Raw genomic sequence first — 17,335 nt, 5'->3', positions numbered from 1 at the left:
CACGGGGCCGAACGGACGACCGCCCCGACGCGTGCCCTCAGGGCACCCGCTGTCCCTTCCCCAGGGCGATCACCCCGCCCTTGGACACCGTGTACAGCTCCGCGTCCCGCTCCGGGTTCACCCCGATCGTCGCGCCCGGAGGCACCTCGACGTTCTTGTCCAGCACCGCGCCCCGCACCACCGCGCCGCGCCCTATGTGCACGTTGTCGTGGAGCACCGAGCCCTGCACGACCGCACCCGGGTCGACCACGACCCCCGGCGACAGCACGGACCGGGTGACCTGCCCCCGGATCAGGCAGCCGGCGCTGATGATGGACTCGCCGGCGATGCCCCCGGCGTTGAAGCGGGCCGGGGAGAGCTGGTTGGAGTGGGTGTAGACGGGCCAGCTGCGGTTGTAGAGGTTGAAGGCCGGCCGCTCGGCGATGAGGTCCATGTGGGCGTCGTAATAGGCGTCGAGGGTGCCGACGTCCCGCCAGTAGCCCTGGTCGCGCGTGGTCTCGCCGGGCACGTGGTTGTCCCCGAAGTCGTACAGGTGGGCCTCACCGCGGGCGGTGAGCTGGGGCAGGATCGAACCACCCATGTCGTGCACCGAGTTCTGGTCCTCGGCGTCCCGCTGGAGGGCCTCGACCAGGACCTTGGTGGTGAAGATGTAGTTGCCCATGGAGGCGAGGACGCAGTCGGGGGCGTCCGGCAGGCCCGGCGGGTCCGCGGGCTTCTCCAGGAACCGCTCGACGGTGCTGCCGTCCGAGCCCGGCGTGATCACCCCGAAGGAGGGCGACTCCGAGCGCGGCACCCGGATGCCGGCCACCGTCACCCCGGCGCCGGAGTCGATGTGGTGGGCGAGCATCTGGCGCGGGTCCATGCGGTAGACGTGGTCGGCGCCGAACACCGCCACGTACTCGGGCTGTTCGTCGTGGATCAGGTTCAGGGACTGCAGGATCGCGTCCGCGCTTCCCAGGAACCAGCGCGGGCCGAGCCGCTGCTGGGCCGGGACCGGGGTGACGTAGTTGCCGAGCAGGCTGGACATCCGCCAGGTGGTGGTGATGTGCCGGTCCAGGGAGTGCGACTTGTACTGCGTCAGGACGCAGATGCGCAGGATGTCGCCGTTGACGAGGTTGGACAGGACGAAGTCGACGAGGCGGTACGTGCCGCCGAAGGTCACCGCGGGTTTCGCCCGGTCCGCGGTCAGGGGCATGAGGCGCTTGCCTTCTCCGCCCGCCAGTACGATTCCCAGCACCGAAGGTCCACCGCGCCGCATTCCGCCCCGCCCTTCTGCCCGTTGGTGCGCCGTGCTCTGCTTGTCGAGTACCCCGGATCTACCCCGCACCGCGGACATCCGCGTAAAGACCGGCCGTGCGCCGGGCGACGGTGTCCCAGCCGAACTCCCCCACCGCCCGTTCCCGCCCCGCCTCACCCATCCGCCGGGCGCCCTCCGGATCGCCGAGCACGGCGTCCAGGGCGCGGGCGAGAGCGGGCTCGAACTCCTCGTCCACGGGGACCAGGAGGCCCGTCTTGCCGTCGGCGACGACCTCCGGGATGCCACCGACCTGGGAGGCCACGACGGCGGTGCCGCAGGCCATCGCCTCCAGGTTGACGATACCCAGGGGCTCGTACACCGAGGGACAGACGAAGACGGCGGCGTGGGTCAGAAGCTGGATCACCTCGGGGCGGGGCAGCATGCGGCGGATCCAGTGCACGCCGTCGCGGACCCGGCTCAGCTCGCGGTACAGCTCGCGGAACTCCCGGTCGATCTCGGGGGTGTCGGGCGCGCCCGCGCACAGCACGACCTGCGCCGAGGGGTCGATGTCGCGCACCGCGCGCAGCAGATGGGGGACGCCCTTCTGCCGGGTGATGCGGCCGACGAACAGCACGTAGGGGCGGGCCGGGTCGACGCCGAGGCGGCGCAGGACGTCGGTGTCCGCATCCGGCCGGTACATCTCGGTGTCGATGCCGTTGTGCACGACGTGGACGCGGGCCGGGTCCAGCGCCGGGTAGCAGGCGAGGATGTCCTCGCGCATCGCTCCCGAGACGGCGATCACCGCGTCGGCGGACTCGACCGCGGTGCGTTCGGCCCAGCTCGACAGGGCGTATCCGCCGCCGAGTTGCTCGGCCTTCCAGGGCCGCAGCGGCTCCAGGGAGTGGGCGGTCATCACATGCGGGACGCCGTGCAGGAGTTTGGCGAAGTGGCCGGCGAGGTTGGCGTACCAGGTGTGCGAGTGGACGAGTTCGCGGCCCTGGAGGGCGGCGGCCATCGACAGGTCCACGGAGAAGGTGCGCAGGGCGTCGTTGGCGCCGTCGAGGGCCGGCCAGGAACGGTGGCGGACCACGCCCTCGCTGCGGCCCTCGCCCCAGCAGTGCACGTCGAGGTCGACCAGGTGGCGCAACTCCCGGGCGAGGAACTCGACATGGACGCCCGCGCCGCCGTACACGTCCGGCGGGTACTCCCGGGTCAGCAGTCCCACTCGCACCCGGAACCCCCTGTCTCAGCGGCTGGTGCCTTCATGGTCACCCAGATGCGTCGCGGGCGGAAGACCACGGGATGGCCACCTGGTTAAGCCGTGGGCGGCCGGGTGAAACAGCAGTCGCCGCAGACGCCGCCGCCCGGCACCCGGTAGTACAGGCAGCAGCTGCGGCGCCGGAAGGCGCCGCCGGTGTGCGTGCCGGTGCCGCGCAGGAGGGGATGCGCGAAGAGCCCGGCGGTCAGCGCGCGGGCCCGGGCGCCGGCGTCCGTGCGGCCCTGGGCGCGCGACCGGCGGTCCAGTTCCCGGGCGGCGCCCGCCAGCGCCGACGCGGCGTTGCCCCACAGCAGGCCCGGTGCGAGCCGGTGCCGGGCGCGCAGCGCGGCCGCCAGGGGTTCGAGGTGCCCGTGCAGCACGACGTCGACGAGGGTGGCGGTGTCCCCGGGGAGCGGGCGCACCTCGGTGAGCCACAGGTCGTCGGGGGCGCCGGCGTCGGCGTCCCAGCGCAGCAGCCGTGGGTCGAGGTCGGGGATCCGGCCGTACAGGACGGCGCATCCGAGGGCGGCCGACCAGAGCCGGGCCGCGAGCCCCAGGTGGGCCACCGAGGCGGCGACCCGGGCCTCGGGGGCGCGCAGTGCGGCCGCCACTTTGCGGACGCGGAGGCTCAGGGGATCGTGGGACCCGTCCGGTGCCGTACGGTCGTACGCCTGCGCGAGGGTCGGCAACGGCTCGGGAAGGACGCGTGGGGCGTCCGCGACCGTGCGCAGGGCGAAGTAGCCGCCGAGCGGCCTCAGGGCGGTGAGAGCGGGGTCGAGGTCCACGAGGGTCAGTAGTACCAAGGCCCTTAGGGGCCGGACCCCAGGGGTGTACCTCCCCGGTAGCCCACCCTGGGGATGACGGGCGGCCGGTCGTACTCCATCGGCAGTAGGTCTTATTGCGTGCTCAGGTACGACGACGGGAACAGCGCGAGGGGGCATCGTGTTTCCCATGGAGACCGACCGTTCGCCGCGCCGGGCCGAGAGCCCCCGCCACCCGCTGAGGAGCAGGCCATGAGCGCCCTGGCGCTGTCCGTGTTGCTGTCGCTCGTCTCCGCCGTGGCGTACGCCGGCGGGGCGATCGTGCAGGAGCAGGTCGCGGAGGCGGACGGGCAGTACGCGCCGCTGCGCCGGCCCGGCTGGTGGGCCGCGGTCGCGCTGAACGGTCTGGGGGGCCTGCTGCACGTGGCGGCCCTCGCCTACGGCGCGCTGAGCGTGGTGCAGCCGCTCGGAGCGCTGACCATAGTCTTCGCGCTGCCGATGGCGGCGCTGTTCGTGGGGCGCAGGGCCGGGTCGACGGCCTGGCGGGGCGCCGTCATGGCGACCGTCGGCCTCGGAGGCCTGCTGTCGCTGGTCGGCTCCTCCGGTTCGCGCTCCCTGGACGGGGCCCAGCAGGCAGGCGTGTTCGTGGTGACCGCCGGCGCGGTGGCGGCGCTGATGGTCGTGGGCCGTGCGGCGCACCGGCATCCGACGGTGCGCGCGATGGTGCTCGCCACGGCGTCCGGCATCGCGTTCGGCATGTCCTCGGTGTTCACGAAGTCCGTCGCCGTCGAGTGGACCGGCGGGCTGACGGTGGCGCTGCTGCCGGCCCTCGCCGCGATCGGCGTGTTCGCCGTCGCCGGTCTGCTGCTGTCCCAGGCCTCCTACCGCGGCGCCGGACTGGCGGCCCCGCTGGCCACGCTGACCGTCGTGAACCCCGTCGTCGCCGCCGCGGTGGGCATCACCATGTTCGGTGAGACCTTCCGCTACGGCACCACCGGCACCCTGCTCGCGCTGGGCTGTGGTGTGGTGGCGGCGGGCGGGCTGATCCTGCTGACGGCGGAGCGGGTCGAGCGCGCCGGGACCAAGACCGTGCCGGCCATGGCGGACGTCGTCCCCGCCGAAAAGCCGGCCGCCCTGGACCTGCCCGAAGACGTCTTCCTGCCCCGGCCGCTGGTGGACGGCGCGTACGCCGGGGAGGACCGCGCGACGGACGCGGACACCGCCCCCGCACGCGAGGACGCCCCGCCCGCCCTCGTTCCGGACGCGACGCCGTCCTACCACGCGCTGTACGGCGCGCCGTACGTCCCCTTCCCGGCTCTGGAACGCAGCCGCGTCCGGGTCAGATCCTGACCCCGCCGGCCCGCAGGTACGCCAGCGGGTCGACGTCGGAGCCGAAACCGGGCCCGGTCCGCACCTCGAAGTGCAGATGCGGGCCCGTGCTGTTGCCGGTGGAGCCAACCCGGCCGATGCGCTGCCCGGCGCCCACGGACTGCCCGGCCTTCACGGAGATGGCCGACAGGTGCGCGTACTGGCTGTACCGGCCGTCCGAGTGCCGGATCACGACCTGGTAGCCGAAGGAGCCGCCCCATCCGGCGTCGACGACCTGTCCGGCCCCGATCGCCTTGACCGTGGCCCCGGTGGGGGCGGGGAAGTCGACGCCGGTGTGGTAGCCCTTGGACCAGCTGGAGCCCGTGGCCCGGTAGGAGGTGCCCAGGGGGCCGCTGACCGGCGCGACACGGGAGTCGCCGCGCCGCTCGACGCCGGCGTCGGAGGTGGAGGTCTTCGGCGGGGACTTCGGCGCCGCCTTGGGCGGGGCCTCGGCGGTCCTGGGGGCCTTCGGCGTCCGCCGTGGCGTGCTCGGGGCGGACGGCGCGGTCGTGGCGGCCTGGGCCTTGGCGCGCAGATTCAGCCGCTGGCCGGGCAGGATGAGGTCCGGGTCCGCCCCGATCGTCGTGCGGTTGCCGGCGTACAGGCGCTGCCAGCCGCCCCGGACGTCGCGCTCGTCGGCGATGGTCGAGAGCGTGTCGCCGCGGACGACCGTGTACATCTCGGCGGTGCCGGCGCGTGACTGGGGCGGGGTCTGCGGCTGGACGTCCGCGGCCGCTGATCTCGTGGTGCGCGCCCCGGTGCCGCCGGGCCGGATGTCGGGGCTCTCCCCGCCGCGGGTCAGCCCGGCCCGCTGCGCGCACACGGGCCAGGCGCCGGGCCCCTGCCCGTCGAGCACCTTCTCCGCGACGGCGATCTGCTGGTCCTTGGTGGCCAGGTCCGCGCGGGCCGCGTACACCGAGCCGCCGTAGGCCTCCCAGGTGGACTGGCTGAACTGCAGTCCGCCGTAGTAGCCGTTGCCCGTGTTGATGTTCCAGTCGTTGGTCGACTCGCAGGCGGCGACCTTGTCCCAGGTGGCCACGTCCGCCGCGTGCGCCGCACCGGTGCCGACGAACGGGAGCGCCATGCCGGCGCCGCCCGCCGTGACGGTGAGTGAGGCGCGGTTGATCCTGTTCGGCTGATACCGGCGGTGCCGGCCGCGTACGGCCATGGAGAGCCCCTTCGACAAGCGTCAGGAGGGCCAAAAGTATGCGCCGCGAACAGGCCATGACAAGACGGCAATCGGCCGCCTGGGGGCGCCAAATGGCCGGGATCGGGCTGTCGTTGTGCGACCCGTGCGACGGACGTGCACCGCGCACGGCCGACTGTGCGGCGCCCTGGGGCGCCCGTCGGCTGAGTGCGTCGGGGGCCGTCGTGCGTATGTGCCTGAGCGGCGTCGTCCGACCCGCCCGTGCGGACGGAGGATCAGCACGTCAGGATGGTTGGTGGCCATACTGGCGGGCACGACCGACAGCACCGTAACCAGGTCACTAGGAGTCACCGATGAGCACATCAGCCCAGATCGGCGTCACGGGTCTCGCGGTCATGGGCCGCAATCTCGCCCGCAACTTCGCGCGCAACGGCTACACGGTCGCGTTGCACAACCGGACCGCGTCGCGGACGCACGCGCTGGTGGAGGAGTTCGGGAGCGAGGGCGAGTTCGTCGCGGCCGAGACCGCGAAGGACTTCGTCGCGGCACTGGAACGCCCGCGTCGCCTGGTCATCATGGTCAAGGCCGGTGAGCCCACGGACGCGGTGATCCAGGAGTTCGCCCCGCTCCTGGAGCCCGGCGACATGATCATCGACGGCGGCAACGCGCACTTCGCGGACACCCGGCGCCGTGAGCGCGAGCTGCGGGAGCAGGGCATCCATTTCGTCGGCACCGGCATCTCCGGCGGCGAGGAGGGCGCCCTGCACGGACCGAGCATCATGCCGGGCGGCTCGAAGGAGTCCTACGGGTCGCTGGGCCCGATGCTGGAGAAGATCTCGGCGAAGGCGTCGTCCGACGGGGCGCCGTGCGTGACGCACGTGGGCCCGGACGGCGCCGGTCACTTCGTGAAGATGGTGCACAACGGCATCGAGTACGCCGACATGCAGCTGATCGGCGAGGCGTACCAGTTGCTCCGCGACGTCGCCGGCTACTCCCCGGCGGAGATCGCGGAGATCTTCCGCACCTGGAACACGGGCCGGCTGGACTCGTACCTGATCGAGATCACCGCCGAGGTGCTGTCCCACGTCGACGAGGCGACGGGCAAGCCGTTCGTGGACGTGGTGGTGGACCAGGCCGAGCAGAAGGGCACCGGCCGCTGGACCGTCCAGATCGCGCTGGACCTCGGCGTTCCGGTCTCCGGGATCGCCGAGGCGGTCTTCGCGCGCTCGCTCTCCGGGCACGCGGCGCTGCGGGAGGCCTCGCGCGGGCTGGCGGGTCCGAAGGCCGCGCCGCTGAGCAAGGAGGAGGCCGGGGCGTTCGCGGACCGGGTCGAGCAGGCGCTGTACGCGTCGAAGATCGTGTCGTACACCCAGGGCTTCCACGAGATCGCCGCGGGCAGCGAGGAGTACGGCTGGGACATCGACCTCGGGCAGGTCGCCTCGATCTGGCGCGGCGGCTGCATCATCCGCGCGGCCTTCCTGGACCGGATCCGCGCCGCGTACGACGCGCGGGCCGACCTGCCGAGCCTGTTGTCCGACGAGACGTTCGCGCGGGAGATCGCCGGCGCCCAGGACGACTGGCGTGAGGTGCTGGTCGCCGCGACACGGCAGGGCGTGCCGACGCCCGGGTTCGCGGCGGCGCTGGCGTACTACGACGCGCTGCGCGCCGAGCGGCTGCCCGCGGCGCTCACGCAGGGACAGCGGGACTTCTTCGGGGCGCACACGTACCGGCGGACCGACCGGGACGGCGCGTTCCACACGCTGTGGGGCGGCGACCGGTCGGAGGTGTCCGCCTAGAGCCTGCCCGGCGACGCATCGGGGGGTGCGGGGAACGTGCGGTTCTCCGCGCCCCCGTTCGACGCCGCGGTGGGCGGTGGGTGATCGCCCACCGCCGGGGCTCATGTGAGGGGTGGGCCCGGTTCCGGGTCGGGGATCGGTTCCGGGCCCGGGGGGATCGGTGACGGGCTCGGGTCCGGCGGCGGGCGGGGGGCCGGAGGCGGCTCCGGGGCCGGAGGCGGTGGAGGTGCCGGGGCCGGGGGTGGTGCCGGGGCCGGAGGCGGTGGAGGTGCCGGGGCCGGGGGTGGTGCCGGGGCCGGGGGTGGTTCGGGGGGCGGTACCGGGTGGGGCTGCGGGCCCGGCGGCGGCGGTACCGGTTCGGGCTGTGGCGGGCTGGTCATGAGGTCCTCCGACCCTGGGGCGAACGTCGGCTCTCTGCTACGTCTCCCGCGTACCCGGCGCCCCGCTGCGCCAGTCACCCCCCGGAGTCACTGCGTGGCCCCGGTGAGCTACGCCCCGACCGCACGCGCCCCCGCGGCCAGCCCCGGCCGAGGGCTGGACAGCACGGGCACGGTGGTCGACGTCAAGTGCTGGGCGGGCGCCATGGAGGCCTGGGCCAGGACGATCGCGTCGGCGTCGGTGACCGAGTCGGCCGCGACGGCGACCCGGCGGGCGTACTCCCGCAGGTCGCCCGCCTCGAAGTGGGCCCAGGCGTCCTCGGCGAGCACGGTGCGCACCGCGACGGACCGGCCGGCGCGCCGGGCCTCCTCCTCCACGAGCGACACCGTGGGTCCGAGGGTGCCGGCCACCGTCGCGAGGACGACGATCCGCGCTCCGGCGGCCACGGCGGCGGTCGCCATCGGACGGTCCACGCGCAGCACCGGCACACCGGCACCGGCGGCGGCCGCCTCCGCGACGCCGCCGATGCTCGAACAGGTGCACAGCACGGCTCGTGCGCCGGCCTTCACCGCGCGGTCGAGTACGGCCCCCACGTCCTCGGCGACGGACTCCGGCCCGTCCTGCCGGGCCCGGGTCAGCAGGTCCTCGTGGACGAGGTGGCCCAGCTCCAGGCCCGGGTGGTCCTCGTCGCGCAGAGCGTCGAAGACGGGGACGTGCAGGGGCGAGGTGTGCAGCAGGGCCAGCATGCTCAGAAACGTCCTGGATGCGCCGCCAGCCAGGCTTCTGCGGCGTCGAGCAGCTCGGGGTCGGCGGCGGGGGCCTCGTCCGGGTGGCGTTCGGCCCACTTGACGACGTAGGGGCAGAGCGGGGCGACCAGGATGCCCTCGCGTGCGGCGAGGGCGTACAGCTCGCGGGCCAGGGAGCCCGCGATGCCCTTGCCCTCGTGGGCCGGCTCGACGATGGTGTGCACCGGCACGAGCGCGCGCCTCGGGGCGTCGAGCACGAAGTACTCGATCCGTCCGGTGACTTCGCCGTCCCCGACGGCTTCCAGGCGGCCCGCCGCCCGGTCGTCGCGGATCTCGTTGGCACTCATGGGCACTCTCCTCTTCGACGGTTCACACCCTGACGGCCTGCGGGCTGCGCTCCTGGCCGGAGCTCGTCACTTGAGCGTAACCGATGGTGATCACACATTCCCCGGGTGGAACAGGTGGGCTGCGGCGCCCGTCGATCGGCGGGACCTGGCAGCCGGCCCGGCACGGTGCACCGGCTAGGGAGGTTAGGGGTGACAGGGACCCAACGTAGGGGGTGTTCGCGCTGGCGGGTCAGGGGCGTCGCGGCGTCCAATGGGCGGTACGGCCGACCCGCCGCTCGCGGTGTCCCAACGACGCGGCAGGCGAACGAGCGGGGTCCGCGGGGCCTCGCGCAGGCGTCCCGGAGCGCCGACGGTGGGAGCCGGACCCGCGCCGGGACGCCGTAGCGGTCGTACCACCCCCGCCCGGCCGTGCGAACGGCCCCGCGACCGTCTGGAACCGAAAGGACACACCCCAGCATGGTGACGAACTCCGAGAAGTGGATCAGGCGTTACCACCCCGCGCCGGGTGCCTCGACGCGCCTGGTCTGCTTCCCGCACGCCGGGGGCTCCGCGACCTTCTTCCACCCCGTCTCACGCGCTCTGTCGCCCGAGATCGACGTGGTGGCGGTGCAGTATCCGGGGCGTCAGGAACGTCGTAGTGAGCCCTTGGTGGACAGCGTCGAGGAGCTGGCCGACCTCATCGTCCCGGAACTCGAACCGTGGCTCGACCGGCCGTTGACCTTCTTCGGACACAGCATGGGCGCGTCACTGGCCTACGAGGTGGCCCTGCGGCTGGAGGCCAAGGGCACCACACTGCTCGGCCTCTTCGCCTCCGGGCGCCGGGCGCCGTCGCGGTGGCGGGACGAGCGTGTGCACCAGTCCGGCGACGAGGGGCTGCTCAGGGAGCTGCGCAACCTCAGCGGCACGGATCCCGCGGTCCTCGGGGACGAGGAGGTCCTGCGGATGATCCTTCCCGCGGTGCGCAGCGACTACCGGGCCGCCGAGACCTACCGCCCGGAGACCGGAGGGCGGGTGGGCTGCCCGGTGGTCGTCCTGGTCGGGAACGACGACCCGAAGGTCACCGAGGACGAGGCCCGTTCGTGGGCCGAGCACACGACGGAGGACACCACCTTCCGCTTCTTCGACGGCGGTCACTTCTACCTCAACACGCACGCGCCCGAAGTACTGCGGGAGATACGGCAGTTCGTCTCGGAACGCGCAGCCGTGGCCGTGAACCGGCCTGGGTGAGCGGGCGGTCGGCGACCCGCCGACGGCGGGGTCGGCCCTCACCGTGCCGGTCGTAACGGCTGACGGCTGACGGCTGACGGCTGACGGTCAGGCGATGATCTGCAACAGCCCCGCGTCGCGCAGCTCTTCGATCCAGAGGCTGAAATCGGACTGCAGGTACTCGGGGTTGAGATCCCAGTGCTTCGCCAGCAGCGCGGCCGCGGCGTCGGGCCGGCCGTCCTGCTGCAGCAGGGCGATCCACATCGCGGTGCTGATGGCACTGCACAGGAAGCGAGAACCGGACGCAGGGCAGGTGAGTTCAAGCCGCCCGTCCTCCAGGACGGCGACGTCCACCCCTGGCCGAGCCCACACGCGCACGGAAGGCCTCCGTCTTGTCGAGTTACTCCGCCGACGCTTCCACTGAGGATCGTCGCCCGTCACCCCATGCCCTGGAGACATTACCCAATGGCATGTCGAGAACAAGCTTTCCGACCATTGCCCTTGCCGTTTCTTGGCAATCTTCATGCAATCTCTTGTGCTCACGGCATTAGCGCTTGAACGGCGATCGCGTTCGGAATTTCGATACAGTCGGCCCACTGCCCTGCGACGGCTCCGGGCAACCGGTGCGGCCAGACGGCATATTACGGTGAAAATGACAAGAAAAACGGCACGGAATTTGCGCGGCCGGCCCGGAGAACACGGGTGTGGTGGTATCGGCTCCCCGGACCGGCAGGGCGGCGCCGAACCATTTCGGGGGGAAACGGTCCTACGCCATCCGGATTCCCCACGGTGGAGTGGTGGTGACGGGGAATCGGAAGAACAACGATAGGACAGACGTCCCGTCGACCAGTACCCCTACTCGGCCCCTAGGCCTCGTTCACAAGCGGATGGTCCGACCCCATGTCGGCGTCCGCCGCTTCCGTGACATCGGGAACATCGGGCGCCACGTCACCCAGTCCTCGTGACACGGCACGCAGGGCATCCACCATGTCCTGGCCCGTCGGGGCGCGTTCGTCATCAAGAAGCCACTGCAGACTCAGCCCCGCGAGCATCGCGAGATGCAAAGAGCCGACGGCACGGGCGACACGTTTGTCCTCACGGGCGTCGCCGGGCGCGATGAACTCGGCCATGGCACCACGGGCGCGCTCGTAGTCGTCGGCCAACTGCTTCCGCAATTCGGGAGCGTGCTCGGCCTGGGCGAATGCCTCGATGCTGGCCACGAGCAACGGGCGATGCGACTGGAAGGATTTCGTCACCCGTGTCCACATGGCGACGAGCTGCTCCTGGCCACTTTCACCGGAGCCGCCCTGCCCGGGCATCGCCCGCTCCAGTTCCTCGCCCCACTCCTCGAACGCCTCCATGACTGCGGCATTCAGCAGTGCTTCCTTCGACCCGAAGTGATAGCCGATCGAGGCCAGGTTCGTGCCCGACGCGGCGACGATGTCGCGGGCCGTGGTGCGCGCATAACCACGCTCATAGAGGCAGCGTTTGGCGCCTGCCAACAACTGCTCGCGGTGTCCCATGCAGCAATCCTACGAGACATTGGCGCGTTCGTGGCCCCCTTAAAACCAAAGTAGACGAGCCAGCTATACATCCGTCCTACACATCCGTATAGTACGGCGCATGGCTACCAATCCGTCACTGAAGGCCACCGGACGGGAGTGGGCCAGCCTCGCCGTGCTGACCCTTCCGGTGCTCCTGATCTCCATGGACATGACCGTCCTCTACTTCGCTCTGCCGTTCCTCAGCGCCGACCTGGAACCGAGCAGCACCCAGTTGCTGTGGATCATGGACATCTACTCGTTCCTGCTCGCGGGCCTGCTCATCACGATGGGCACACTCGGTGACCGCATCGGCCGCAGGAAACTGCTCATGCTGGGTGCCGCCGCGTTCGGCGCGGCCTCGGCGGCGGCCGCCATGTCCGAGAGCGCCGAAATGCTCATCGTGACGCGGGCGTTGCTGGGCATCGGCGGTGCGACCCTGATGCCCTCGACCCTCTCCCTGATCCGCAACATGTTCCGCGACGACCATCAGCGGCGCACCGCCGTCTCCGTGTGGACCGCCGCCCTGGCCGGCGGCGCGGCCCTCGGCCCCCTGCTCGGTGGCGCACTGCTGGAGAACTTCTGGTGGGGCTCCGCGTTCCTGGTCAACGTGCCCGTCATGGCGCTGCTGCTCGTCCTCGGGCCGCTGCTGCTGCCGGAGTTCCGCGACCCCAACCCCGGCAAGTTCGACCTGCTGAGCACCGCGCTCAGCCTCGCCGCCGTCCTGCCGGTCATCTACGGCATGAAGAAGATCGCCGAGGACGGCGTGGCGACCGTACCGCTGGCGACGATCGGCGTCGGCCTGCTGGTGGGCGTCGTGTTCGTACTGCGCCAGCGCAAACTCACCCATCCCCTCCTCGACGTGTCGCTGTTCCGCAACCGCGCCTTCAGCACCTCCGTGGGCACCAACGTCCTGGCGATGTTCGCCATGGTCGGCTTCGGCCTGTTCACCTCCCAGTACCTGCAGTTGGTGTACGGCCTGCGGCCGTGGAGCGCGGGTCTGTGGACCCTGCCGGCGGCCGGCGCGACGATGGTCAGCGCGACCCTCGCGGCCGTTCTCGTGCAGAGCATCCGGCCTGCGTACGTCATCTCGGCGGGCCTGCTGCTCGCCGCGGCCGGATTCGGGGTCATCGCGCAGGTCCAGGCGGATTCCGAACTCGCCCTCGTCATCACGGGCGCCACGATGATGGCGGCGGGAGTCGGTGTCGTGCTGACGCTCGCCGCCGACCTGATCATCGCCGCCGCGCCACCGGAACGCGCGGGCTCGGCCTCCGGACTGTCGGAGACGTGCGCCGAGTTCGGCGGCGCGCTCGGTATCGCGGTCCTCGGCAGCATCGGTGCCGCCGTCTATCGCCAGTCCATGGACACCGACATGCCGTCAGGAATCCCCGAGGCCGCGAGCGAGGTCGCTCACGAGACCCTGGGCGGTGCCGTACAGGTCGCAGGACAGCTGCCGGAGGACCTCGCCGGGCTCCTGCTGACCTCGAGCCGGGAGGCGTTCACCGAGGGCATGCAGATCGCCTCCTACACGGCGGCCGGGGTCATGTTCGTCGCCGCGGTCCTGGCCGGCCTGTTGCTGCGTCACCTGCGGCTCGACGCCCCGTCGACCGGGGACCCGCACGAGTCCGCTCCGGGCCCCAAGGACCACGACGCCCAGCTCTACACCCGCTGAGCGGAGCCCCGACGGCGCTTCGACCACCTGGTGGCCGCTCGCTACTCCAGCTCCCCCGCGTCGGCCGATCACGGTCGGCCGACGCGGAGGGGCGAGGCGAGCGAGCGGCACCTCACGCCGCTTGCATCAGCCTGTCGGGGCAGTTGGGACGATCTCCATCACGATGAGCGGGCAGGTGCGCCCGCTGAGGGAGGAACGTCTGCGAGTGTTAGTCGAACCGGAAACCGTGGCGCTGGTGCGCGAGGACGGGACCATGCAACTGGAGTCCCCACGCACGGGCAGTACCTACCTCTGCGGTCCGATGGGGACCGCCATATGGATCGCCCTGCAACAGCATGCGGGGCACGTCGAGCCGGCGGTCGAGGTGCTGGCCGTGCGATGGAACCGCAACCCCCGATGGCTCAAAGCCGATTTCGACACCTTCATCGCCGAATTGAGAGACGCCGAACTCATCAGTGTCGTGGAGTGAGAGCCGACCGTATGACCAGCCATAGCCGCCACACGAGTGTACGAGAGCGGGACGCATCACCAGCTTGAACAGGCACACACCCATGAGGTCCGGGAAACTGCCGTACGGGGGTACGAGATCCGGACACATGAGCAGTCTAGAGAACCGCGGCACCAAAGCGCCAGGGCCTGGCGGATCCGTCGGCGACAGGTTGTCGGCACGGTGGCGCAAAGTCGTGGTGGACCCGCTGATGGTGGGCCCACCACGTCTCTGACGGGCCCACCACCGCGCCGGCCGACGGTCGATCCGGGTCCACGGTCGATCCGGGTCCACGGTCGAAAACGGGTCAGTCCGCCGTCAGTTCCTCGTCGAGGATGTCGAACAGCTCGTCGGCGGTGACGGCGTCGAGGTCGGCTCCGCCCTCCTGATCCGGCCGTCCCGCACCCGCCTCCACCAGCTTCGCCGCCAGCGCCCTCAACCGGTCCGCCGCGGGCGCCAGTCCGGCGTTCCCGGACGAGACCGCCGCGGCAGCCACCGCGGCCTCCAGCCGGCCGATCTCGCGCATGAGGTCCGCCGTGGCGTCCTCGTCCGTGATCGAGAGGTGCTCCTTGAAGTAGCCCGCCACCGCCGCCGGGGTCGGATAGTCGAACACCAACGTCGTGGGCGGCCGCAGGCCAGTGGCGGCGCCCAGCCGATTGCGTATCTGCACCGCGCCCAGGGAGTCCACGCCCAGCTCCTGGAAGCCGCGATCCGGTTCGATCGCCTCGGGGCCGGAGTATCCCAGCACCCCGGCGACCTGCCCGCGCACCAGGTCCAGGAGGAAGCGGTCCCGGTCCGCGGGGCCGAGTTCCGCCAGGCGCCGGGTGAGCGCCGTCCCCTCGTTCTCGTCTCCGCCCGCGGCGGCGATCCGCCGTGCGGTGCCTCCGGCGAGCTTGCGGACCATGGCCGGCACCTGGTCCTGGGGCTTCGACCGCAGCGCGGCGAGGTCCAGGCGCACGGGCAGCACGACCGGCTCGTCCAGGGCGGCCGCCGCGTCGAAGAGCGCGAGCCCCTCGTCCGTAGCGAGCGGCCGGACACCGGAGCGCCCGATGCGGTCCAGGTCCGTGCCGTCCGACGCGTCGACCATTCCGGTGCGTTCGCTCCACAGGCCCCAGGCCAGCGAGAGCGCCGGCAGGCCCTGCCCTCGGCGGTACCGGGCCATGGCGTCCAGAAAGACGTTGGCCGCCGCGTAATTGGCCTGGCCCGCCCCGTCCAGCGTTCCCGCCGCGGAGGAGAAGAGGACGAACGCGTCCAGTTCGAGATCGGCCGTGAGCTCGTGCAGGTACCAGGCGGCATCGGTCTTGGGTCGCATGACCGCGTCCAGCCGGTCCGGACTCATCGTCTCGACCACGCCGTCGTCCAGCACACCGGCGGCGTGCACGACCGCGGTCAGCGGCGCGTCGTCCGCGACACCCGCGAGCAGGTCCCGCAGCGCCGACCGGTCGGACACGTCGCACGCGGCGACGTCGACCCTCGCGCCCATTTCGGCCAGTTCCGCCACCAGTTCGGCGGCACCCGGCGCTTCGAGACCCCGTCGGCTGGTCAGCAGCAGGCGCCGCGCGCCGTGCGCGGTGACCAGGTGCCGGGCGAAGACGGCACCGAGGCCGCCGGTGCCGCCGGTGACGAGGACCGTGCCGGTCACCGCCTTGCCGAACTCCTGGCCGCCGGTCTCGCCGGGCGCCTCGACCGTCGGGGCGTGCGCGGGAACGAGGCAGGGACTGAGCACCTCTCCCGCTCGGACGGCGAGTTGGGACTCACCGGCGGCGAGTGCGCCACGTACTCGGCCCATCAGGTCGGACGTGGTGCCGACGGCATCCGTGAGCTCCTCGCCCGGGTCGAGGTCGAGAAGCGCGAAGCGCTCAGGATGCTCCGACTGGGCTGCTCGCACCAGGCCCCACAGCGCCGAGGACGCCAGACCGGGCACCGGATCCCCGGCATCGACCCCGAGCGCGCCCCGGGTCACCCATACGAGGCGGGACGAGGCCCACCGGTCGTCGGACAGCCACTCCTGGACAAGCTTGAGCGCCTGAACGGTGATGCTGCGCACGGCGGTCGGCATGGCTGGGGCGGTCTTCGAGGGGGTGGTCGTCGCCCATGCGTCCACGTCGACGAGTACCCACTCCGGCACCCGATCGGCGCCGGACGTGCCGATGTCCGCGACGTCCGGCACCACCGGGGTGTCCGTACCGAACACTGCCGGCAGGTCGGAGCCGGACCCGAGTACCGCACAGCTCGGCAGCTCCGGCAGCGAGGGGAACGCCGTCGGGGTCCAGTCGACCCTGAACAGCGACTGCGTCCGCGTGCTGGTGCCTCCGGCGGCGTTGAGTTGTTCCGGGGTGATGGCGCGGGTGACGAGCGTGTCGACCCGGGCCACCGGCAGCCCCGCCATGTCAGCCAGCTCGACCCCGAAACCCTCCTCACCCACCGGCCACAACCGGACCCGCAACGAAGACGCACCCGACGCATACAACGACACACCCGACCACGCGAACGGCAACCGCACCCCACCCACCTCAGCACCGCTGCCGCTGTCGGTGCCGGTGTCGGTGTCGGTGCCGGTGTCGGTGTCGGGGATGAAGGAGCCGAAGCCCGCCGCCTGCAACGCCGCGTCCAGCAACGCCGGATGCAGACCAAAACCATCCACCCCCACACCCTCCGGAAGCGCGACCTCCGCGAACACCTCCCCGCCGGCCCGCCACACCGACCTCAACCCCCGGAAAACAGGCCCGTACTCATACCCCTCCACCGCCAGGCCCTCATACACACCAGCAAGATCAACCCGCTCAGCACCCGAAGGAGGCCACGCACCGGACAACACCGATCCCGGCCCGTGCACCGGTTCGCTGTCCTGGGCCAGGAAACCAGTGGCATGACACACCCACCGACCCTCCACCCCCTCACCCGAACCCGAATACACCCCCACCGAACGGCGCCCACCGTCCTCCACCGCACCCACCACAACCTGCACCTGCACCGAACCACCCGCCGACACCACCAACGGCGCCGCCAGCATCAACTCCTCAACCCGCCCACACCCCACCTCATCACCGGCCCGCACCACCAACTCCACAAACACCGCACCCGGCAGCAACACCACACCCGACACCGCATGATCCGCCAGCCACGGATGCGACCCCAGCCCCACCCGACCGGTGAACAACACCCCACCCGCACCCGCCACACCCACACCCGCACCCAGCAGCGCATGCCCCACCGCCACCTGACCCAGCCCCGCCACATCCCCCGACACCCCACCGGCATCCAGCCACAACCGCTCCCGCTGAAACGCATACGTCGGCAGATCCACCCGAGGCTGCGGCCCACCCAGCAGAACCTGCCAGTCCGGCTCACACGCCCCCCGCACAAACAAAGCCCCCAACGACCGCAGGAA

Annotated in this window: 14 protein-coding genes; 5 read left to right on the top strand and 9 right to left on the bottom strand. The window is 71.7% G+C overall.

Annotated features, from left to right (window positions below):
• Positions 1-37: 37 nt before the first annotated feature.
• The 3 genes from glgC to ACZ7LV_RS00060 all read right to left on the bottom strand — a co-directional run bounded on the left by glgC (position 38) and on the right by ACZ7LV_RS00060 (position 3,298).
• Positions 38-1,258: a glucose-1-phosphate adenylyltransferase gene (gene glgC / locus ACZ7LV_RS00070; RefSeq protein WP_471934517.1), complete on the bottom strand. Its 1,221-nt coding sequence runs from the start codon at positions 1,256-1,258 to the stop codon at positions 38-40.
• A gap of 58 nt (positions 1,259-1,316) precedes the next feature.
• Positions 1,317-2,468, bottom strand: a complete 1,152-nt coding sequence (gene glgA, locus ACZ7LV_RS00065; RefSeq protein WP_471934516.1) for a glycogen synthase — start codon at positions 2,466-2,468, stop codon at positions 1,317-1,319.
• 83 nt (positions 2,469-2,551) lie between these two features.
• Positions 2,552-3,298 carry a (2Fe-2S)-binding protein gene (locus ACZ7LV_RS00060; protein WP_471934515.1) on the bottom strand — a complete coding sequence of 249 codons (747 nt, stop codon included), beginning with the start codon at positions 3,296-3,298 and terminating at the stop codon, positions 2,552-2,554.
• A 210-nt stretch (positions 3,299-3,508) separates the two neighbouring features.
• On the opposite strand from ACZ7LV_RS00060, the gene ACZ7LV_RS00055 reads away from it, so the two are divergent.
• A complete protein-coding gene (locus ACZ7LV_RS00055) occupies positions 3,509-4,606 on the top strand; it encodes a DMT family transporter (RefSeq protein ID WP_471934514.1) in 1,098 nt (365 codons plus the stop codon).
• On the opposite strand, the gene ACZ7LV_RS00050 is transcribed toward ACZ7LV_RS00055, so the two are convergent.
• The gene (locus ACZ7LV_RS00050; protein WP_471934513.1) at positions 4,596-5,792 is read right to left on the bottom strand and encodes a transglycosylase family protein; all 1,197 of its coding nucleotides are present in this window, start codon (positions 5,790-5,792) and stop codon (positions 4,596-4,598) included. The two genes, ACZ7LV_RS00055 and ACZ7LV_RS00050, sit on opposite strands and share 11 nt — an antisense overlap.
• A 332-nt stretch (positions 5,793-6,124) precedes the next feature.
• On the opposite strand from ACZ7LV_RS00050, the gene gndA reads away from it, so the two are divergent.
• The gene (gene gndA, locus ACZ7LV_RS00045) at positions 6,125-7,567 is read left to right on the top strand and encodes an NADP-dependent phosphogluconate dehydrogenase (protein ID WP_471934512.1); all 1,443 of its coding nucleotides are present in this window, start codon (positions 6,125-6,127) and stop codon (positions 7,565-7,567) included.
• 488 nt (positions 7,568-8,055) lie between these two features.
• Here gndA and ACZ7LV_RS00040 read toward each other — a convergent pair whose 3' ends face one another.
• Both ACZ7LV_RS00040 and ACZ7LV_RS00035 read right to left on the bottom strand, forming a co-directional pair.
• On the bottom strand, positions 8,056-8,691 hold the full coding sequence (locus ACZ7LV_RS00040; RefSeq protein ID WP_471934511.1) for an aspartate/glutamate racemase family protein: 636 nt from the start codon (positions 8,689-8,691) through the stop codon (positions 8,056-8,058).
• A gap of 2 nt (positions 8,692-8,693) precedes the next feature.
• Positions 8,694-9,038: a GNAT family N-acetyltransferase gene (locus tag ACZ7LV_RS00035; RefSeq protein ID WP_471934510.1), complete on the bottom strand. Its 345-nt coding sequence runs from the start codon at positions 9,036-9,038 to the stop codon at positions 8,694-8,696.
• A 456-nt stretch (positions 9,039-9,494) separates the two neighbouring features.
• Here ACZ7LV_RS00035 and ACZ7LV_RS00030 point away from each other — a divergent pair, with 456 nt between their 5' ends.
• Positions 9,495-10,265, top strand: a complete 771-nt coding sequence (locus ACZ7LV_RS00030) for a thioesterase II family protein (protein WP_471934509.1) — start codon at positions 9,495-9,497, stop codon at positions 10,263-10,265.
• A gap of 87 nt (positions 10,266-10,352) precedes the next feature.
• Here ACZ7LV_RS00030 and ACZ7LV_RS00025 read toward each other — a convergent pair whose 3' ends face one another.
• Together ACZ7LV_RS00025 and ACZ7LV_RS00020 are read right to left on the bottom strand one after the other, a co-directional pair.
• Positions 10,353-10,598, bottom strand: coding sequence for a PqqD family protein (locus tag ACZ7LV_RS00025; protein ID WP_471934508.1), 246 nt, complete (start codon positions 10,596-10,598; stop codon positions 10,353-10,355).
• 512 nt (positions 10,599-11,110) lie between these two features.
• Entirely contained in the window at positions 11,111-11,767 is a 657-nt protein-coding gene (locus tag ACZ7LV_RS00020) for a TetR/AcrR family transcriptional regulator (RefSeq protein ID WP_471934507.1), read from the bottom strand.
• Between the two features lie 100 nt (positions 11,768-11,867).
• On the opposite strand from ACZ7LV_RS00020, the gene ACZ7LV_RS00015 reads away from it, so the two are divergent.
• Both ACZ7LV_RS00015 and ACZ7LV_RS00010 read left to right on the top strand, forming a co-directional pair.
• Positions 11,868-13,457, top strand: a complete 1,590-nt coding sequence (locus ACZ7LV_RS00015) for an MFS transporter (RefSeq protein ID WP_471934506.1) — start codon at positions 11,868-11,870, stop codon at positions 13,455-13,457.
• A gap of 163 nt (positions 13,458-13,620) precedes the next feature.
• Positions 13,621-13,926 (top strand): PqqD family peptide modification chaperone, encoded by a 306-nt coding sequence (locus tag ACZ7LV_RS00010; protein WP_471934505.1) that lies wholly within the window; start codon positions 13,621-13,623, stop codon positions 13,924-13,926.
• Positions 13,927-14,251: 325 nt separating this feature from the next.
• Here ACZ7LV_RS00010 and ACZ7LV_RS00005 read toward each other — a convergent pair whose 3' ends face one another.
• Positions 14,252-17,158, bottom strand: a complete 2,907-nt coding sequence (locus ACZ7LV_RS00005) for a type I polyketide synthase (RefSeq protein ID WP_471936018.1) — start codon at positions 17,156-17,158, stop codon at positions 14,252-14,254.
• Positions 17,159-17,335: the final 177 nt, after the last annotated feature.

The organism is Streptomyces sp. NPDC107562, assembly GCF_055657325.1.
The sequence above is the reverse complement of the archived record's forward strand: the minus strand, read 5'-3'. Positions and strand labels throughout refer to the sequence as shown.

Coding starts and splice junctions, on each gene's coding strand:
- glgC (WP_471934517.1), bottom strand. CDS start 1,258: ATGCGGCGCGGTGGACCTTCGGTGCTGGGAATCGTACTGGCGGGCGGA.
- ACZ7LV_RS00055 (WP_471934514.1), top strand. CDS start 3,509: ATGAGCGCCCTGGCGCTGTCCGTGTTGCTGTCGCTCGTCTCCGCCGTG.
- ACZ7LV_RS00050 (WP_471934513.1), bottom strand. CDS start 5,792: ATGGCCGTACGCGGCCGGCACCGCCGGTATCAGCCGAACAGGATCAAC.
- gndA (WP_471934512.1), top strand. CDS start 6,125: ATGAGCACATCAGCCCAGATCGGCGTCACGGGTCTCGCGGTCATGGGC.
- ACZ7LV_RS00040 (WP_471934511.1), bottom strand. CDS start 8,691: ATGCTGGCCCTGCTGCACACCTCGCCCCTGCACGTCCCCGTCTTCGAC.
- ACZ7LV_RS00035 (WP_471934510.1), bottom strand. CDS start 9,038: ATGAGTGCCAACGAGATCCGCGACGACCGGGCGGCGGGCCGCCTGGAA.
- ACZ7LV_RS00030 (WP_471934509.1), top strand. CDS start 9,495: ATGGTGACGAACTCCGAGAAGTGGATCAGGCGTTACCACCCCGCGCCG.
- ACZ7LV_RS00020 (WP_471934507.1), bottom strand. CDS start 11,767: ATGGGACACCGCGAGCAGTTGTTGGCAGGCGCCAAACGCTGCCTCTAT.
- ACZ7LV_RS00015 (WP_471934506.1), top strand. CDS start 11,868: ATGGCTACCAATCCGTCACTGAAGGCCACCGGACGGGAGTGGGCCAGC.
- ACZ7LV_RS00010 (WP_471934505.1), top strand. CDS start 13,621: ATGAGCGGGCAGGTGCGCCCGCTGAGGGAGGAACGTCTGCGAGTGTTA.